The 15,611-nt window shown below is 63.3% G+C and carries 13 protein-coding genes; 10 read left to right on the forward strand and 3 right to left on the reverse strand.

Annotated elements, in window-relative coordinates; translation table 11 throughout:
* The first annotated feature begins 146 nt into the window (after window positions 1-146).
* The 9 genes from VGO12_RS05075 (at window position 147) to VGO12_RS05115 (ending at window position 10,797) form a co-directional block, all read left to right on the forward strand.
* Window positions 147-1,043 carry a LysR substrate-binding domain-containing protein gene (locus VGO12_RS05075; RefSeq protein ID WP_327511634.1) on the forward strand — a complete coding sequence of 299 codons (897 nt, stop codon included), beginning with the start codon at window positions 147-149 and terminating at the stop codon, window positions 1,041-1,043.
* Between the two features lie 188 nt (window positions 1,044-1,231).
* Window positions 1,232-2,020, forward strand: coding sequence for an aldolase (locus VGO12_RS05080; RefSeq protein WP_327511635.1), 789 nt, complete (start codon window positions 1,232-1,234; stop codon window positions 2,018-2,020).
* Window positions 2,021-2,241: 221 nt separating this feature from the next.
* Window positions 2,242-3,537, forward strand: coding sequence for an amidohydrolase family protein (locus tag VGO12_RS05085; protein WP_327511636.1), 1,296 nt, complete (start codon window positions 2,242-2,244; stop codon window positions 3,535-3,537).
* 61 nt (window positions 3,538-3,598) lie between these two features.
* Window positions 3,599-4,582, forward strand: coding sequence for a BMP family protein (locus VGO12_RS05090; RefSeq protein ID WP_327511681.1), 984 nt, complete (start codon window positions 3,599-3,601; stop codon window positions 4,580-4,582).
* A gap of 70 nt (window positions 4,583-4,652) precedes the next feature.
* Window positions 4,653-5,747 carry an ABC transporter permease gene (locus tag VGO12_RS05095; RefSeq protein ID WP_327511637.1) on the forward strand — a complete coding sequence of 365 codons (1,095 nt, stop codon included), beginning with the start codon at window positions 4,653-4,655 and terminating at the stop codon, window positions 5,745-5,747.
* A gap of 79 nt (window positions 5,748-5,826) precedes the next feature.
* The gene (locus tag VGO12_RS05100; RefSeq protein WP_327511638.1) at window positions 5,827-6,759 is read left to right on the forward strand and encodes an ABC transporter permease; all 933 of its coding nucleotides are present in this window, start codon (window positions 5,827-5,829) and stop codon (window positions 6,757-6,759) included.
* 5 nt (window positions 6,760-6,764) lie between these two features.
* Entirely contained in the window at window positions 6,765-8,297 is a 1,533-nt protein-coding gene (locus VGO12_RS05105; protein ID WP_327511639.1) for an ABC transporter ATP-binding protein, read from the forward strand.
* A 56-nt stretch (window positions 8,298-8,353) separates the two neighbouring features.
* Entirely contained in the window at window positions 8,354-9,250 is an 897-nt protein-coding gene (locus tag VGO12_RS05110) for a LysR family transcriptional regulator (protein ID WP_327511640.1), read from the forward strand.
* A 410-nt stretch (window positions 9,251-9,660) separates the two neighbouring features.
* Window positions 9,661-10,797, forward strand: coding sequence for a DUF2325 domain-containing protein (locus VGO12_RS05115; protein WP_327511641.1), 1,137 nt, complete (start codon window positions 9,661-9,663; stop codon window positions 10,795-10,797).
* 56 nt (window positions 10,798-10,853) lie between these two features.
* On the opposite strand, the gene VGO12_RS05120 is transcribed toward VGO12_RS05115, so the two are convergent.
* The 3 genes from VGO12_RS05120 to VGO12_RS05130 are packed head-to-tail and all read right to left on the reverse strand — an operon-like array spanning window position 10,854 to window position 14,322.
* Complete coding sequence (locus VGO12_RS05120) at window positions 10,854-11,561, reverse strand: sulfite exporter TauE/SafE family protein (protein ID WP_327511642.1); 708 nt, start codon at window positions 11,559-11,561, stop codon at window positions 10,854-10,856.
* A complete protein-coding gene (locus VGO12_RS05125) occupies window positions 11,558-12,958 on the reverse strand; it encodes an amidohydrolase family protein (RefSeq protein ID WP_327511643.1) in 1,401 nt (466 codons plus the stop codon). Before VGO12_RS05125 ends, VGO12_RS05120 begins: the two co-directional genes overlap by 4 nt.
* Window positions 12,955-14,322 carry a uracil-xanthine permease family protein gene (locus VGO12_RS05130; protein WP_327511644.1) on the reverse strand — a complete coding sequence of 456 codons (1,368 nt, stop codon included), beginning with the start codon at window positions 14,320-14,322 and terminating at the stop codon, window positions 12,955-12,957. The genes VGO12_RS05125 and VGO12_RS05130 overlap by 4 nt, the downstream gene beginning before the upstream one ends.
* A 135-nt stretch (window positions 14,323-14,457) precedes the next feature.
* Here VGO12_RS05130 and VGO12_RS05135 point away from each other — a divergent pair, with 135 nt between their 5' ends.
* A complete protein-coding gene (locus tag VGO12_RS05135) occupies window positions 14,458-15,468 on the forward strand; it encodes a substrate-binding domain-containing protein (protein WP_327511645.1) in 1,011 nt (336 codons plus the stop codon).
* Window positions 15,469-15,611 lie beyond the last annotated feature (143 nt).

Genomic DNA, 15,611 nt, shown 5'->3' on the forward strand with positions numbered 1-15,611 from the left:
AACAGCTTCCGGCGCGGTGGGAGGGCAACTTCGGCCTCATGATCTTGTCACCGCACGCCGTACGAAGCGGATCATGCGGCTGGCCAAATCAGCAAACAATCGGCACAATCATATTTATTCATATAGTAATTGAATGAATGGTCGGCATGGACATTACACTCAAGCAGCTTCGAGCCTTCGTCACCGTCGCCAATCTCGGGCAGTTCACCCTGGCCGCCGACAGGCTCGGCTCCTCGCAGTCGGCGGTGAGCACGCTGGTGCGACAGCTGGAGCAGAATCTGAAGCTGCGCCTGTTCGACAGGCATACGCGTCTGCTGCGGCTGACGCAGGCAGGCATGGACATCCTGCCGGTTGCCGCCCGTGCCGTCGCCGACATCGACGGCATGGTGGAAAGCTCGCGCGAACTGAATGCGCTGAGGCGTGGCAAGGTCTCGATTGCGGCCGGCACCGTGCAGGCGGCATTGATGCTGCCCCAGCTCGTCAACGCCTTCACCCGGCTCTATCCCGACATAACCGTCGCGCTCCATGATGTCGCGGAGATCGCCGTCCTGGAACAGGTGACCAACAGTTCGGTGGACCTCGGCATCGGCACCGTGCCGGAGGACGACACCGAATTGATGGGTACCCGGCTGACGACCGACGAATTCCTCATCGTCCTTCATCCGGAAGACCCGCTCGTCAGGCAGCGTGAAGTTCGTTGGACCGATCTGGTCGACCGCAAGCTGATCGGTCCGCACCGCGGCAACCCGATCAGGGACCGCCTCGAAGGCGAGCTGGCGCGCAATGGCATCGTGCTGCCGTTCGACAAGGCGATGCAGGAGGTGGCCTTGCCACTGACGATTATCGGTATGGTCGAGGGCGGGCTAGGCGTGGCGATCATGACGTCGGCCGTCACGCGGCTTGCGACCTCGATGGGCCTCGTCGTGCGCACGCCGACCGAGCCGCACATCAAGCGCGAAGTCAGCCTGATCCAGAAACGCACGCGCTCGCTGTCTCCCGCTGCCCGTCGGTTTCGCGACTTCCTGCTGAAATCCGTGCACTAGCAGGTTGCGCAGAAGGACAGGCTTCTTCCAGACTTTCCGCCTCGCTGTTTGACCACACGCAAGTTCCGGCGTTATCTGGGCGCGCTGCTGGACCGCGAAACCGCGGGCAGGCAGGGCGCAGCGTTCGCTGCGCGCGACGGGCTTTCGCCCGGCCGCCGCTCCCCGCTCAAGCCAAACCAGGAGCAGTCATGGCCCATTCCCTGAAAAGCAGCACCGAAGCGGCACGGCCGAACCGGCCCGACCTTTCCACCGACGCCATCCGCAGCACAAAGGAAGATCTGGCGGCCTGCTTCCGCATGGCGGCGCGCAACGGCTTCGAAGAAGGCATCTGCAACCATTTCTCGGCTGTCGTGCCCGGCCATGAAGACCTCTTCATCGTCAACCCCTACGGCTATGCCTTTCGCGAACTGACGGCATCAAAGCTGCTGGTTTGCGATTTCAACGGCACCGTCATCGACGGGGACGGCGAGCCGGAGGCGACCGCTTTCTACATCCATGCCGAAATCCACCGTCGGCTGCCGCGCGCAAGAGTCGCCTTCCATACGCACATGCCCTATGCGACCGCCTTGTCCATGACCGAGGGCGCGCCCTTGATCTGGGCCGGCCAGACGGCGCTGAAATTTTACGGTCGCACTGCTGTCGACGAAAACTACAACGGCCTTGCCCTTGACCATCGGGAAGGCGCCCGCATTGCGGCCGCCGCAGGCGATGCCGACATCGTCTTCCTGAAACACCACGGCGTGCTGGTCCTGGCGCCGACAGTCTCCGAAGCCTGGGACGACCTATACTATCTGGAACGGGCAGCCGAAGTGCAGGTGCTTGCGATGTCCACCGGCCGGGAAGTGCTGCCGGTCGCCCCGGAGATCGCCGAGGCCGCCTACCGGCAGATGCGCGAGGGTGATCCTCAGTCGGCACGGGCACATCTTGCCGCCATCCGCCGGCAACTCGACGCCGAGGAGCCGCAATACCGGCACTGAATGGAAGCGGGCCGATGCCAAAAGCCGATCGTATCGGCCCGTGTCAGATGACCAGCCAACCGGTTGATCAGACGTCTCTTTCCGTCAGGTTGACTATGCCCGAGCGCTGCCCTGCCATCGGCGATTATTGCGATCTATTTATCAAACAATTGAAATAATGAATTTGTTTGAATTAAAAGCGCGTGCTTAGTTTTCCACCATAACAACAAGGTGGGAACGACATGGTACGTGAAAATCCAGCTGCGTTGCTCGCAAGGCTGATCCCCGGTCAGTCCTTTGCCCTTACGGGCGGAACCGTCATCAACGATGACGGCTCGCAGTCGGCAAGCGACATCATCGTCGGCGCCGACGGGCGTATCACGGTCGTCGAGCCCTTTCTCGACACCGGTTCCTGCGGCGCCTGCATCGACATCTCAGGCATGCTCGTTTCGCCGGGCTTCGTCGACGTGCACCAGCATCTCGACAAGACAGGGGTGCTGCGGTTTACGCCCAATCCCTCCGGCACGCTCCAGGGCGCCCGCGAAGCATTCGCCAAATACGCCCGCACCGCCGGCCCCGACGACATTCACAAGCGCGCGACGCGTACGATCGGGCGATGTCTTTCCCGCGGCACGACCGCGATCCGCAGCCACATCAACGTCGACAAGGATGCCGGCTTCCATGGCATCGAGACGCTGGCCGCCATTCGCGATGCCGAAAAGCACCGCATCACGCTTCAGCTCGTCGCCTTCATGACGCCGCATCCCGGCCAGGACTTCGAGTGGCTCGGCAACAACATCGACGGGGCCGTTGCACTTGCGGACGCTGTCGGCGGAACGCCCGCCGTTTCCGAGGATCCGCCGCGCTACCTCGACATGCTGTTTTCCGCCGCGGTGAAATCCGGCAAGCCTGTCGACCTGCATCTCGACGAACACCTCAATGCGGGCGTGCATCTCATCGACGCCGCACTCGATCGCGTCGAGCGTTTCGGCATGCAGGGGCGCACCGTCTTCAGCCACGTTTCCGTGCTGAGCGCCCTGCCGCGCCGCGATTTCCAACGGATCGCCGAGCGTCTGAGCAAACTGGACGTCGGCGTCGTGACGCTGCCGGCCGCAAACCTCTATCTGCAGGGCCGCGACTACGATGTTCTGCCGCCGCGCGGACTGACGCGTGTCGCCGAACTCCATCGCGCCGGCATCACCATCGCCACGGCATCGGACAACATCCAGGATCCGTTCGTTCCGACCGGCTCGGGCGACATGCTGGAAATCGCCCGCTGGACTTTGCTTGCCGGCCACCTGCGCGGCGATGAACTCGCGGCCGCGCACACGATGATCACGGCCGCCCCTGCCCGACTGATGGGGCTTGCCAAGGACTACGGCTTCAAGCCCGGCGCGCGCGCCGACTTCGTGATTACCGACTGCATCGATACCGACACGCTGGTTGCCGGCGGTCCGGATCGGGCTTTCGTCTTTGCGAACGGGCGCCTCGTCTCGCAGAGCACGACTGAAAATATCCGCCTGAAGGAGGACGCATAAAAGGGGAACGGCTGCTCCGGGGGGATTGGAACTGCAATCTAATGGGAGGAATGAAATGATTATTGAAATTTCGCGTCGTTCACTGCTTGCGTCCACACTCGGACTGGCCCTTGCCGGAACCCTCTGGCTGGACCACGCGCGGGCCGAAGACTTCAAGATGGGCCTGCTGGTGCCCGGTAGCGTTTCCGAAGAGGGATGGAATCGGATCGGCTACAATGCGCTCAAGGGCGTGGAAGAGCAGCTTGGCGCCAAGATCAGCTATGTCGAGCTGCAGCAGAACCCGGCCTCGTTCGAGAAGGCGTTTCGCGACTACGCGAGCCAGGGCTACAAGGTCATTCTCGGGCACGGCTTTGAATTCCAGGACGCCGCACGGGACGTCGCAATCGACTACCCGGACACCTATTTCCTGATCTCGTCGAGCGCCATCCACGAAGGCAACGTCATCGGTCTCAACACCGATACCAGCCAGCCCTTCTACCTGATGGGCGTGATCGCCGCGAAAATGGGCGGCAAGGCGGGCCTGGTCGGCGGCATGGAAATCCCGCCGATCCAGCAGGCTTTCGCCGGCTTCAAGAACGGCGCCAAGAGCATCAATCCGAATTTCCCGATCAGCGAAGCCTATATCGGCAACTTCACCGATACGACGGCCGCCAAGGAAGCGGCGCTCAGCATGATCTCGCAAGGGGCTGACTTCGTCGTGCCGAACGCTTCGGGCGCAACCGTCGGCGGCTACCAGGCGATTGCCGAATCCGGCCCGGATGTGCGCTCCTTCTCGATCTTCAGCGACTTTACCGAGGTTGCGCCCAACAACATCCTGGGGCTCTACGTCGCCGACTATGCTCAAGGCGTGGTCGAGGTGGTTCGCGCGATCAAGGAAGGCCACCCGCCGACGGAGAACGTGGTTTTCGGCCTGAAGGATCCGAAGGTCATCTCGTTTACCTTCCGCGATGACGGCCCGGTCTCCGTGCCGGAGGATATCCGCGCTGAGGTCAAGGCGATCAGCGCCAAGATCGCCGCCGGCGAGATCAAGACCGGCGCAGAATAGCTGCCTCCACGCTGCGGCAGGACATCCGGCCGCAGCCCTTCCCGCGTCACACCAATATCCGGACACACCCATGGCTGAGATAAACCAGGGAGTGCGTGAGACCGTGAATTCTCAAGCAGCCCAAGCTTTCTACAGGACACTCTCGCAGGCTGCGATCAGCGCCCTGACACCCATCGCGGCGGTTCTCGTCGCCCTCGCCTTCGGCGCTCTCCTGCTCTGGCTCAACGGCTTCAACGGCAGCGACGTCGTCACCGTCATGGTCTTCGGCTCGTTCCAGGACATCCGCTCGGTCGGAGAAATTCTCCTGAAGGCGACACCGCTGATCCTGATCGGCGCGGGGCTCTGTGTCGCCTTCCGCTGTTCGATCTGGAACATCGGCGCCGAAGGCCAGCTCTATGTCGGCGCGATCGCCGCAACCCTTGTCGGCACCAGCATCGACGGTCTTTCCGTCTGGGTGCACGCGCCGCTCGTGATGCTGGCGGGAGCACTGGCAGGTGCCGCCTGGGCCGGCATTGCCGGCTATCTGAAGGTGCGCTTCCAGGCGAGCGAGATCGTCACCACGATCATGCTCAACTACATCGCCCTCATTCTGACGAGCTATCTCGTCACCGGTCCGATGCGCGACGCGAGTGCTGCCTATCCGCAATCGGCAAGGCTGGTGCGCGAAGCCTGGACGCCACGCCTGGTCACCGACCTCAGGCTGCACATCGGCATCCTCGTCGCGGTGGTCTTGGCCGTTGCGCTCTACATTTTCTTGCGAAGAAGCAGCCGCGGCTTTGCGTTGCGCGTCGTCGGTCTCAACCCGCATGCCGCCCGCTATGCCGGCATGAACGTCGCCCGAAACATAATGATCGCAATGTGCATCAGCGGCGCGATGGCGGGCCTTGCCGGCGCCTTCGAGGTGGCGGGCGTCACGCGCCGGCTCTACCAGAACATTTCTCCGGGTTATGGCTTCGAGGGCATCGCGGTGGCGCTCCTGGCGGGCAACAATCCGTTGGCGGCGATCCTGTCGGGCGGGCTTTTCGCGACGCTTCGCTCGGGCTCGGAAGTCCTCCAGATCACATCGCAGGTCCCGCAGGTCCTGGTGCTGGTCATTCAGGGCATCGTCATCCTCTCGGTCGTCGCCTTCGCAAAACTGCGCGACATCCTCAGGACTGTGGCTTGAAAGCATGGAAACTCCCGCGAGGCGCAGGCCGCCCGCGGGAAAACAAAACCTTTGGCGATATTCCTGGAGGGTCGACCCCATGGACGACATGACTTCTCTCACCTTTCTTGCAGCGCTCGTCGGCGCCGCCTGGAGGCTTGCCACGCCCCTGATATTCGCCTCGATCGGCGAGGTCTTTTCCGAGCGCGCGGGCGTGCTCAACATCGGGCTCGAAGGCACGATGCTCGTCGGCGCCTTCTGCGGTTTCGCGGCGGCCTCGGCCACCGGCAACATTCCGCTCGGGCTTTCGGCCGGCGTTGCCGGCGGCATGCTGTTCGGGCTCGTCTTCGCCTTCTTCACGATCACCATCAAGGCGGACCAGATCGTGGTCGGCGCGGCCCTCAACCTGCTCGGCATGGGCCTGACGGCCTTCCTCTTCCGCACCTATTACGTTTCGACCGGCAAGGGCATCGAGATAGCCCAGCCGGTCCACATCCCGTGGCTGAGCGACCTGCCCTTCCTCGGCGAGGCCTTCTTCCGCCAGAACCTGATCGTTTACTCGACGATACTCGTCGCCATTGTCGCCACCCTGGTGCTCTATCGCACCTCCTTCGGCCTGACGCTTCGCGCCGTCGGCGAGCACCCGAAGGCCGTCGACGTCGCCGGTCGCAGCGTCGTTGGCTACCGCTATGCCGCCGTGCTCGTCGGCACCGGTCTTGCCGGGCTCGGTGGCGCGTTCCTGACGCTCGGCCATTCCAACCAGTTCGTCGAAGGCATCACCTCCGGCCGCGGCTTCATCGCCCTTGCCGTCGTGGTCTTTGCCCGCTGGTCGCCAATCGGCGCCTTCTTCGTCTCGCTGCTGTTCGGCCTCTTCTACGCCCTGCAGCTCATGCTCCAGGCGCAGGCATCCATCGTCGTGCCCTACCAGGTGCTGCAGGCGCTTCCCTACATCATGACGATCGTCACTCTGGTCGCCTTCCGCGGCAAGGGTGCCGCACCCAGCAAGCTTGGCCAGCCCTACGAGATGAGGTGATCGACATGTCGACACAACCGTTCCTGCGCATCGACAATATCCGCAAACGTTTCGGCCCGATCGTCGCCAGCGACGGCGTTACGCTCGAGATCGAGGAAGGCGAGATCCATTCGCTGCTCGGCGAAAACGGCGCCGGCAAGAGCGTGCTGATGAGCATGATCTGCGGCATGGTCCGGCCGGACGAGGGCGAGATCGTCTACAAGGGGCAATCGGTGCGCTTCGCAAGCCCGCGCGACGCGATCCGCCAGCGCATCGGCATGGTGCACCAGCACTTCATGCTGGTGCCGAATCTCACCGTTGCGGAAAACTACATCCTCGGCCAGGGTTCGGCGTTCGGCGTCATCTCCGACATGGCCACGGTCCACCGGAAGATCCGTGCACTGTCCGAGCGCTACGCCCTCGACGTGCGTCCGGACGCAATCGTCGAAGACCTCTCGGTCGGCGAGCAGCAGCGGGTGGAAATCCTGAAGGTACTGTTCCACGGCATCGACCTGCTCATTCTCGACGAACCGACCGCCGTTCTCACCCCGCAAGAGACCGACCGTCTCCTTTCGCTGATGGGCGATCTCGTGAAGGATGGAAAGACCGTCGTCTTCATCTCGCACAAGCTGGACGAGGTGATGCGGGTCAGCAATCGCATCAGCGTCATGCGTGACGGGCGCGTCGTCAATACGGTCAAGGTCGGAGAGACGAATGCGCGTGAGCTCGCGCGCATGATGGTCGGCCGCGACGTTCGCATGGAGCTGCCGCGCAGCCCCAAGCCTCCCGGTCGGACCGTACTTTCGGTGGAAAACCTGACCTGCCGCGCCGAGACCGGACTTCCGGCCGTGCGCGACGTAAGCCTCCACGTACGCGCCGGCGAAATCGTCGGCATCGCCGGCGTATCCGGAAACGGCCAGACGGAACTCGCGCTCGCGCTGTCCGGTCTGCTGCCTGTTGATTCCGGGCGCGTCGTTCTCAACGGAAACGACATAACCGGGCTGGACCCGGCCGAGATCAATGCCAGGCGATTCTCCCATATTCCGGAAGACCGCCACAAGCACGGCATCGTGCTGCCGCTGTCGCTGAGCGAAAACACCATTCTCCAACGCTACGACCAAAAGCCGTTCGCGACGGGCCGCATGCTCAACCGCAGGGTCATTGGCGAGCACACCCGCGACCTGATCAAACGGTTCCGCGTCAAGAGCCGGGACGAGAACCAGCCGATCGCAGCACTTTCAGGCGGGAACCAGCAAAAGCTCGTTGTTGCGCGGGAGCTGGCACGCGATCCGGATTTCATCCTCGTCAATCAGCTGGCGCGCGGCATCGATATCGGCGCAATGGAGTTCGTGATGGAGGAGATGCTGCGCCAGCGCGACAGCGGCCGCGCCATTCTGCTGATCTCCACGGAACTCGAGGAGCTGTTTGCGATCTGCGATCGCATCCTCGTGATGTTCCACGGCGAAATCCTTGGCGAATTGCCGCCGGACCGCGCCCGTCTCGATGAACTCGGCCTGCTGATGGCCGGCAACACGGATCAACCGGCACTTGCGGGGTAGACAAGCCGAGGTCTGGCGGCTTTGATGGCAGCGGGATAACGGGAGGCCGCGCGTACATGAACATAACCCTGCGGCAACTCAGGGCCTTCATCGCGGTGGCGGAACTCGGGCAGTTCAACATCGCCGCTCGCAACCTTCATCTCACCCAGTCTGCCGTCAGCATCCTCATCCGGGATCTGGAACAGGAGATCGGTGCGCGCCTCTTTGACCGGCACACGCGCATGGTCTCCCTGACGCTCGTCGGCCAGGAATTCCTGCCCCAAGCACGTAAGATCCTCAAGGACCTCGAGCTTGCCGTTGGCGACGTGCGCGACAATGCATCCCTGAAGCGCGGCCAGGTGACGATCGCCGCTGCGATCGTGCTTGCGGCAACGGTGGTGCCGCCGATCATCGCCAGATTCCTGAGCAAGTATCCGGAGATCTCCGTCAACATTCGCGACATGCCCGAGGAGCAGATAACGCCTGCGCTCAAGCGCCACGAGGTCGACATCGCCGTCGGCACCCTTTCGGAGGAAGATCCCGAGATTGCCGCCACCCCGCTCTTACGCGACAAGCTGATGCTCGTCTGCCGTGAGGATCACCGGTTTGCAAAGCGCAAATCCGTGCGCTGGGCCGAACTCAAGGACGAGACGCTGATCACGCTTGCCGCCTCCAACCCGCTGCGCAATATCGTCGAGCACAACCTCATTCGCGTCGTGCCGAACTACAGGCCGAAATACGAAGTCCGCTTTTCGACGACGGCGATCAGCATGATTGCTGCCGGAATGGGCGTTTCGGTGCTGCCGGAGAATTCCGGACAGCTCGCCTCGGCCGTCGGGGTGACAACGGTCGACCTCATCGACCCCATCGTCATGCGCGATGTCTCCTTGCTTCAACGGCGCCACCACAGCCTTTCGCCTGCCGCCGAGCATCTGAAAGCGGCCTTCATCGCCAGTGTCGCGAAGAAAGTCTGAGACTCCCGGAGACACCGTCACCCCTCTTGGCGCCGCCCGTGCGCCTCACCTGTCGCACCATCAGCTGACACCAGCTGCCGGGTTCGTTTCGGACACATGCGCCTGTTCGCTGACCAAAGCACCGACGCAAGCGGGACGGAAAATCCGGGTTCTCCGTCAGAGCGCATATTTCCCTTATCGTTATATTTCTTGAAACATAACGATAAGTAGGCTTACCTGTGATCAGACGGTTCGCTGGCGGAGATACAAAGCGTATGGCTGCCGCCACGAAGTGCCAGCACTGCCTCTAGCTCGGAACGCCCATGCCCACATTGCCGCGTCTCAAATCACACGGTGTCCCGCTGCCCGTCACAGCCTTGCCCTTCACCGCACCGCTGGATGGCCCCGCGCCCAGGATCAGTGCCCATCGCTTGCGGACCTGGGACATTGCCTCGACATTTCATTGCTCGATCATCGGCACCTGCCTGACCGCAGGAGAACTACGCCAGGTCCTGATCAGAGCCGGGCAGGATGACGTGCGCGTTGCCACGGACCATAGCCTGCACGGCCGAGGCGTGTGGCTTGCCGGTCAACGGGATCAGGCGGCAAAGCTGCTCAACAAGGCGCTCGACAAGCGCCACGAGAGCAGCATCAAGCGCATTCCCCGGCACGCCGATGAAGACGAACTTCGCACCATCTGGCGCAGTTCCTTCGAGCGCGGCGACATCGCCGGCCCCTACTGGGCGCTGATGAGCCATCCGGGAACATCGCCCGCCCTGATGCGCGAGATCTTCGGGGAAGTGCATATGCTGTCGCACCTTGTCGGCAGCGCAAGTCGTCTCGACATCGCACGACTGACCCGGCTTGAAAAGGAACTTGAACAGGAACGCGAAAGAACCGCCCGGCAGGAGACGCGTCTGAAGGCGGCCGCCGATGAGCGCATTGCCTTGCAACAACGCCTCCGGCAGTTGGAGGAAAGAGCGATCCACGCCGAAGCAATCGTCGCGTCCGTCGCACCCTTGCCACGCATCGCAAGAAGCACGCGGGGTCTATCCGCAGGCAACGAAGCCGACATGATGCGAAACGAAGCCTTCGCCCAGCGCCTTGCCGCGTCGGAGGAGAAATCCGAAGGCCTGCAGCGGGAGCTGGAGCAAATGCAGGATCTGCGTTATGCGGTCCTGCGCGAAAACGAAGCGCTCGAGGCTGCAATAACGGCTCAGCTCCGGGACGATAGCAACACGCCGCCCGCACAGCTCAGTGGCCCCGTGCTCTATGTCGGCGGCCGACGCAATCTGTTTGATCATCTTCGCGCCTACGCAAGACTGCGCAACATCGACCTCCTCCTCCACGACGGCGGCATGGAAGACAGCACGACGCTTTTGCCGGCCCTCGTCGGACAGGCAGCGACGATCCTCTTTCCGGTCGATCACATCAGTCACGCGGCAGTGGGCCTGGTCAAACGTCTTTGCCGCGAGCAGCAAAAACAATACCTGCCGCTCCGCTCCGCCGGGCTCGCCAGCTTCCTCACCGCCATCACCGGCGCCGGCGGCGCCTATGGACGCCTCTAGCCCGGTGATCTGCAAGCGGACGGCGGGCGCCAGCGCCTCGTTCAACAGCGCCTCGTTCAGCGGACGATGAGGAACAACCCGCTGACAATGGCAAAGCCCAGAACGGCGATCCGCAGACCGCGACCGCCGATGCGGGTGTGGGCGTGTCTTGAAACCGCACTTCCAAGCAGAACCGCCGGCGTCAGGTAAAGGGCGACGAGCAGTTGCTCGGACCCGACGCGTCCGGATATCGCCAGTACGACGAGGGACATGACCTCGCCGACGAAGAAGCAGAGGGCGACCGTTGCCCTCAACACCGGAGCCTTGGCGTGCTGGTAGAGCAGCGCCAGCGGCGGACCGCCGATGCCCGTCGCGGTTTCGGTGACACCCGTGAACAATCCCACCCCGAGCGCACTCGGCCTGTTTGGCGTGAAGGGCGGTGCAACGAGAGCGGCGACGGCAGCGACGACGGTGAACACACCGACGGCAAGATCCAGTTGATCGATCGAAAGCGCTGCCAGCAGCCAGAGGCCCGCGAAGGTGCCCGCGAAGCGTCCGATGGTGATCCAGGTCGCGCCCGACCAGTCGACATGGGCACGCTCGCGCGCCGCCACGTGCAGATTGAGCGGCAGCATCAGCAGAAGCAGCGTCACCGGCAAAAGATCGGGCTTCAGCATCCCGACGATCGGCGCAACGATCAGGGCAAAGCCGATGCCGAGCGCCCCTTGAATGAAGGCCGAAACGAATGTCACCGCGGCCAGAACAGCAAGAAGACCAAGGCTCATCGGTATTGTCCAAGGCTGCGATGTGCTTCGGAGAGCGGATGTATGCGCTGGATCGGCGCTTCGGCAATGGCGGCAGCCGTTTCGACGCGCACCTCTTCAAGTAGCGCCCGGGCGTCCCAATCGATCGGCCAGCCTTGCCACAGCCGAAGCTCGCCGTTGGTAAACACCGCGTCGATCTGATCGCGATTGCCATAGCGGACGAGCTCCCACATCAGATCGTGCGAGGGCGTGAATTCGGGCCGGTCGAGATCGACCAGAAGAAAATCGGCGGCAAGACCCTCGGTGATCGAGCCGGTCACACCGGACAGGCCCGCGGCGTCCGCGGCGCCAGACGTTGCCCGGTCGAGCCAGAGCCAGCCGCCGCCGCAGGAGGAATCCCCCGTTGCAAGACCAAAGCCCGCACGCTGGAGACCTTCGGCCGCGTCCATCAGGCGGAACCCATCGGCGCGGGTTCCGTCCGTTCCGAGCCCGAACCGCATGCCAAGTGCTGCCATCTGCAAGGCTGGTGCAACCGCGTTTCCCTTCCAGAGCGTGGCAACGGGGTTATAGGCGGCGGCCGTGCCGGTTTCCCGCAAGAGATTGAGTTCATGCGGCGTGACGAGCGTCGAGTGCGCCAGAAGGACCTGGGGGCCAAGGACGCCCAGATGCGCCAGGTGCTCGATCGGTCGCAGTCCGCGTGCTGCCAACGAGCGCTCGACGGCAACGAGATGTTCGTTGACATGGGTCTGGAACACGACCCCGGACGCGGCTGCCATTTCGGAAACGGCTTTGAGCATTCCATCTGTGGCCGCCTCCGGGATCGAAATCGCCAGTGAGGGGTGGATCAGCGGGTCGCGTTTGTGGGCGCAGACGTGCTCTTCGGCCTGACGCAGGATGGCGTCGGGTTCGGCGATCTGCGCAGTTCCCGAAAGATCGTTGCAGATAAAACCGACAACGCCGCGAAGCCCCACCTCCCCTGCAGCCTGCACCAGGGCGCCGACATGACCCTTTGAGCGCGTACCGGCATCGACGGCGGTGGTAAATCCGCCGCGCAACGCTTCGAGTGCGGCAAGCTTTGCCGAGAGATAGACCATACGCTCGTCAAGACTGCCCTCCAGCGGCACCCAGATCCGCCGGAAGATTTCCGACGGTTCGCCAAAGACGAGCGCCTTGCCGAGCGACTGGGTCAGGTGGGTATGGGTATCGACGAAACCGGGCATCAGAAGATGGCTGGGCAGGTCGATCGCCGCGATCTGAGGAAAATCCCGGGCGATCGCTTCCACGGTATCGATCCGGTGAAAGGCGCCATCGCGCACGACGATGGCCTTTCCGGTGCGCGGGCCTTCCGGCAGGAGAACCTGCCCCGGGCGCAGCACGACGTCGCCGGTTGCCGACAGTTGTTGGCGGATTGCACTCACTCGTTTGCTCCTTGAGGGGTGGATTGCAGGGATGGCGGCGCCATTGCGGGCCGCTTGCCGGCACCCAGATGCGAAAAGATCGCGTTGACGACGACGGCAGTGATCGTGCCTGCGGCCAGCCCGTTGCCGAGGATCATCTGCGTCCATTGTGGGAACTGGCTGTAGACACCGGGCACGAGGATCGGCAGCAAGCCCATCGACAGGGCGGCGGCGAGCGTGAACATGGAGCCATGTTCACGCAGGTCGACGCGACGCAGGAGGTCGATGCCGATGACGCCGATAATCGAAAAGACGATAACGGCCGTGCCGCCGACGACGGCTTCAGGCAATGCCGTGGCCATCCGGCCAATCGGGGCGAAGAGCGCGATCAGAACGAGAATGGCGCCTGCCATCGCGGTCACATAACGAGACTTGACCCCGGTCGCGCGCACGATGCCGACGTTCTCGCCGCTGGTGATGATCAGCGACGTGCCGAACAGGCCACCGACAAGCGACATCAGCGCATCGCCGCGGATGGTCGACGGCACGATTGCGTGGGCATCTCCCCGGCGACCGACGATTTCAGCCGTCGCGATCGTCTGGCCGGTCGCCTCCGCCATGGAAATGATCGAGAACACGATCAGCGGGATGGCAGCGACGAGGTCGAACTTCGGCATGCCGAAGGGGAACAGTTGCGGCACGGCGATAACCGGCCCCGTAAACACGCCGGACAGATCCATGTGGCCGATGGCAAGCGCGACGAGCGCACCGCCGATTAAACCGAGCATGACGGCAAGCCGCTGGAGCGTTCCGGAGAAGACCCGCGCGGCAGCGACCGTAAGGATAATGGTGATCAGCGCCAGCCCAACCTCGACGGGTGCCGCGAAACCTTCGCTTCCGGGCTTTCCGGTGATGGTCACGCCATAGATGCGCACCAGATTGACGGAGACCAGCAACAACATCGTCCCAACCACGATCGGCGGAAAGTAGCGCAGCAGCCTGCGAAAGACCGGCAGTGCCAGAAGGTAAAAGAGAGCCGTTACGATGACGGCGCCGACGGCAGTCTGGACGTCCGTCTGCTGGGCGATCGCGAGAAAAATGGCAATCGGCGCACCGCCCGGCACCATGACGAAAGGCAGGCGTGCGCCAAACCCCTTAGGCCCGAAGCTTTGAAGCATTGAGCCGAGCCCACAGACAAAAAAGGTCGCGCTGATGAGCGAGACTGTCACCGCGTCCGAAAACCCGAGCGCCTTGCTGACAAGAAAGACGGCGGTGATGGGAGACGCGGCCATCACCAGCACATGTTGAAGACCGAACAGGAACAGGCTGCGCAGCGGCAGTCTTTCATCGACCGGTTCGACCACTCCATTCACTTCACTCTGCACTTTTCCTCCTCCCGGCCTCCTCAAGCCGTCATGCAAATCGTTTTGCATGCGCATCCATTAACACGGAATTGCACCTTTGCAAATCGTTTTGCGTCCATGCGATCGGCGTGATAGGAGAGGTTCATCGGAGGGCTGATGGGAAAACCTACTATCGCCGACCTTGCCAAAGCGGCTGGAGTGTCGGTCACAACTGTTTCGCACGCCTTCAGCGGCCGGCGTTACGTCGAGCCGGAAACGCGCAAGCGCATCGAGATGCTGGCGCAGGACATGGGCTATCGTCCCAATCACCGTGCGCAGCGTTTGCGCACCGGCAGAGCCGGGTCGATCGCGCTGGTCTCATCGATGCCCTTTGCGGTGGCGGCCGGACCGTCGAGGCTGGGCTTCCTCATGGAAATTGCTGCTGCCGCCGCGGTCACGGCTTTTGCCAGAGGCATTTCCCTTTGCCTCGTCCCTCCGCTCGGTCCCCGCGACCGCCTTGACGCGCTCGAAGTGGACGGCGCCATCGTCGTCGAGCCGGAACGGGACGACCCCGTGCTCGATTTCTTTTCGTCCCGCGGGACCGACGTCGTGTGCATCGGGCGCGCGCCCGGCCGGGACGATCTTCCGTTCGTGGACTTGCAGAGCGCGGCAACGGCGCATCTGCTGCTCGATCACCTGCTTGCGGGCGATGGTCGCCTCGGCTTGATAACGGGTGTGCAGAGGCGCAATTCCTATATCGAGATGGAGGCCGACTACGCGCAGCGCATGGCCGAACGTGGCGTTGCGCCGCTCGCCATTCGCGTCGATGAACAGGGGGGCGAACAAGCGGCGGCAGTGGCAGCGGAAGGTCTGCTGCGCGACAATCCCTCCATCTCGGCTCTTTGCGTGCCGGTCGACGCCTTTGCGACCGGCGTTCTCAGCGCGGCCCACGCCGCCGGGCGTCGGATCCCGCACGATCTGCGGATCGCGACCCGCTATGACGGCATGCGCGCCAAGCTTGCCACCCCTCCCCTGACCGCAGTTGATCTGCACCTTGGCGAGGTGGCGGCGGCTGCAGTCGACCTGCTCCTTTCACGACTGGAGCAGGTGAACGTTGAGCCCGGCAACCTCCCGCCACCAAGCCTGATCCTGCGACCCTCTTCACTGATTTCACGTAGAAATGACTGAAGAAACGGTCCGCCGAGACGCTGGGAAGCGCCAGCCTGGCAGGCTTCGGCTGAAGCGCGAGGATGCCAACGGCGGGCCCGGCTCCGCAGGATATGCGCGATCGACAATGCGGGCGATAGCGCCGGCCAAACTGAGCGTCGTGT

Origin of the sequence: Ensifer sp., from assembly GCF_035999135.1 — a bacterium.
In the GTDB taxonomy this organism is placed as follows: domain Bacteria; phylum Pseudomonadota; class Alphaproteobacteria; order Rhizobiales; family Rhizobiaceae; genus Ensifer.

What these genes read in the sequence shown, in the direction of transcription:
- VGO12_RS05075 (WP_327511634.1), top strand. Translation starts at nt 147, where the DNA reads ATGGACATTACACTCAAGCAGCTTCGAGCCTTCGTCACCGTCGCCAAT.
- VGO12_RS05080 (WP_327511635.1), top strand. Translation starts at nt 1,232, where the DNA reads ATGGCCCATTCCCTGAAAAGCAGCACCGAAGCGGCACGGCCGAACCGG.
- VGO12_RS05085 (WP_327511636.1), top strand. Translation starts at nt 2,242, where the DNA reads ATGGTACGTGAAAATCCAGCTGCGTTGCTCGCAAGGCTGATCCCCGGT.
- VGO12_RS05095 (WP_327511637.1), top strand. Translation starts at nt 4,653, where the DNA reads ATGGCTGAGATAAACCAGGGAGTGCGTGAGACCGTGAATTCTCAAGCA.
- VGO12_RS05100 (WP_327511638.1), top strand. Translation starts at nt 5,827, where the DNA reads ATGGACGACATGACTTCTCTCACCTTTCTTGCAGCGCTCGTCGGCGCC.
- VGO12_RS05105 (WP_327511639.1), top strand. Translation starts at nt 6,765, where the DNA reads ATGTCGACACAACCGTTCCTGCGCATCGACAATATCCGCAAACGTTTC.
- VGO12_RS05110 (WP_327511640.1), top strand. Translation starts at nt 8,354, where the DNA reads ATGAACATAACCCTGCGGCAACTCAGGGCCTTCATCGCGGTGGCGGAA.
- VGO12_RS05120 (WP_327511642.1), bottom strand. Translation starts at nt 11,561, where the DNA reads ATGAGCCTTGGTCTTCTTGCTGTTCTGGCCGCGGTGACATTCGTTTCG.
- VGO12_RS05135 (WP_327511645.1), top strand. Translation starts at nt 14,458, where the DNA reads ATGGGAAAACCTACTATCGCCGACCTTGCCAAAGCGGCTGGAGTGTCG.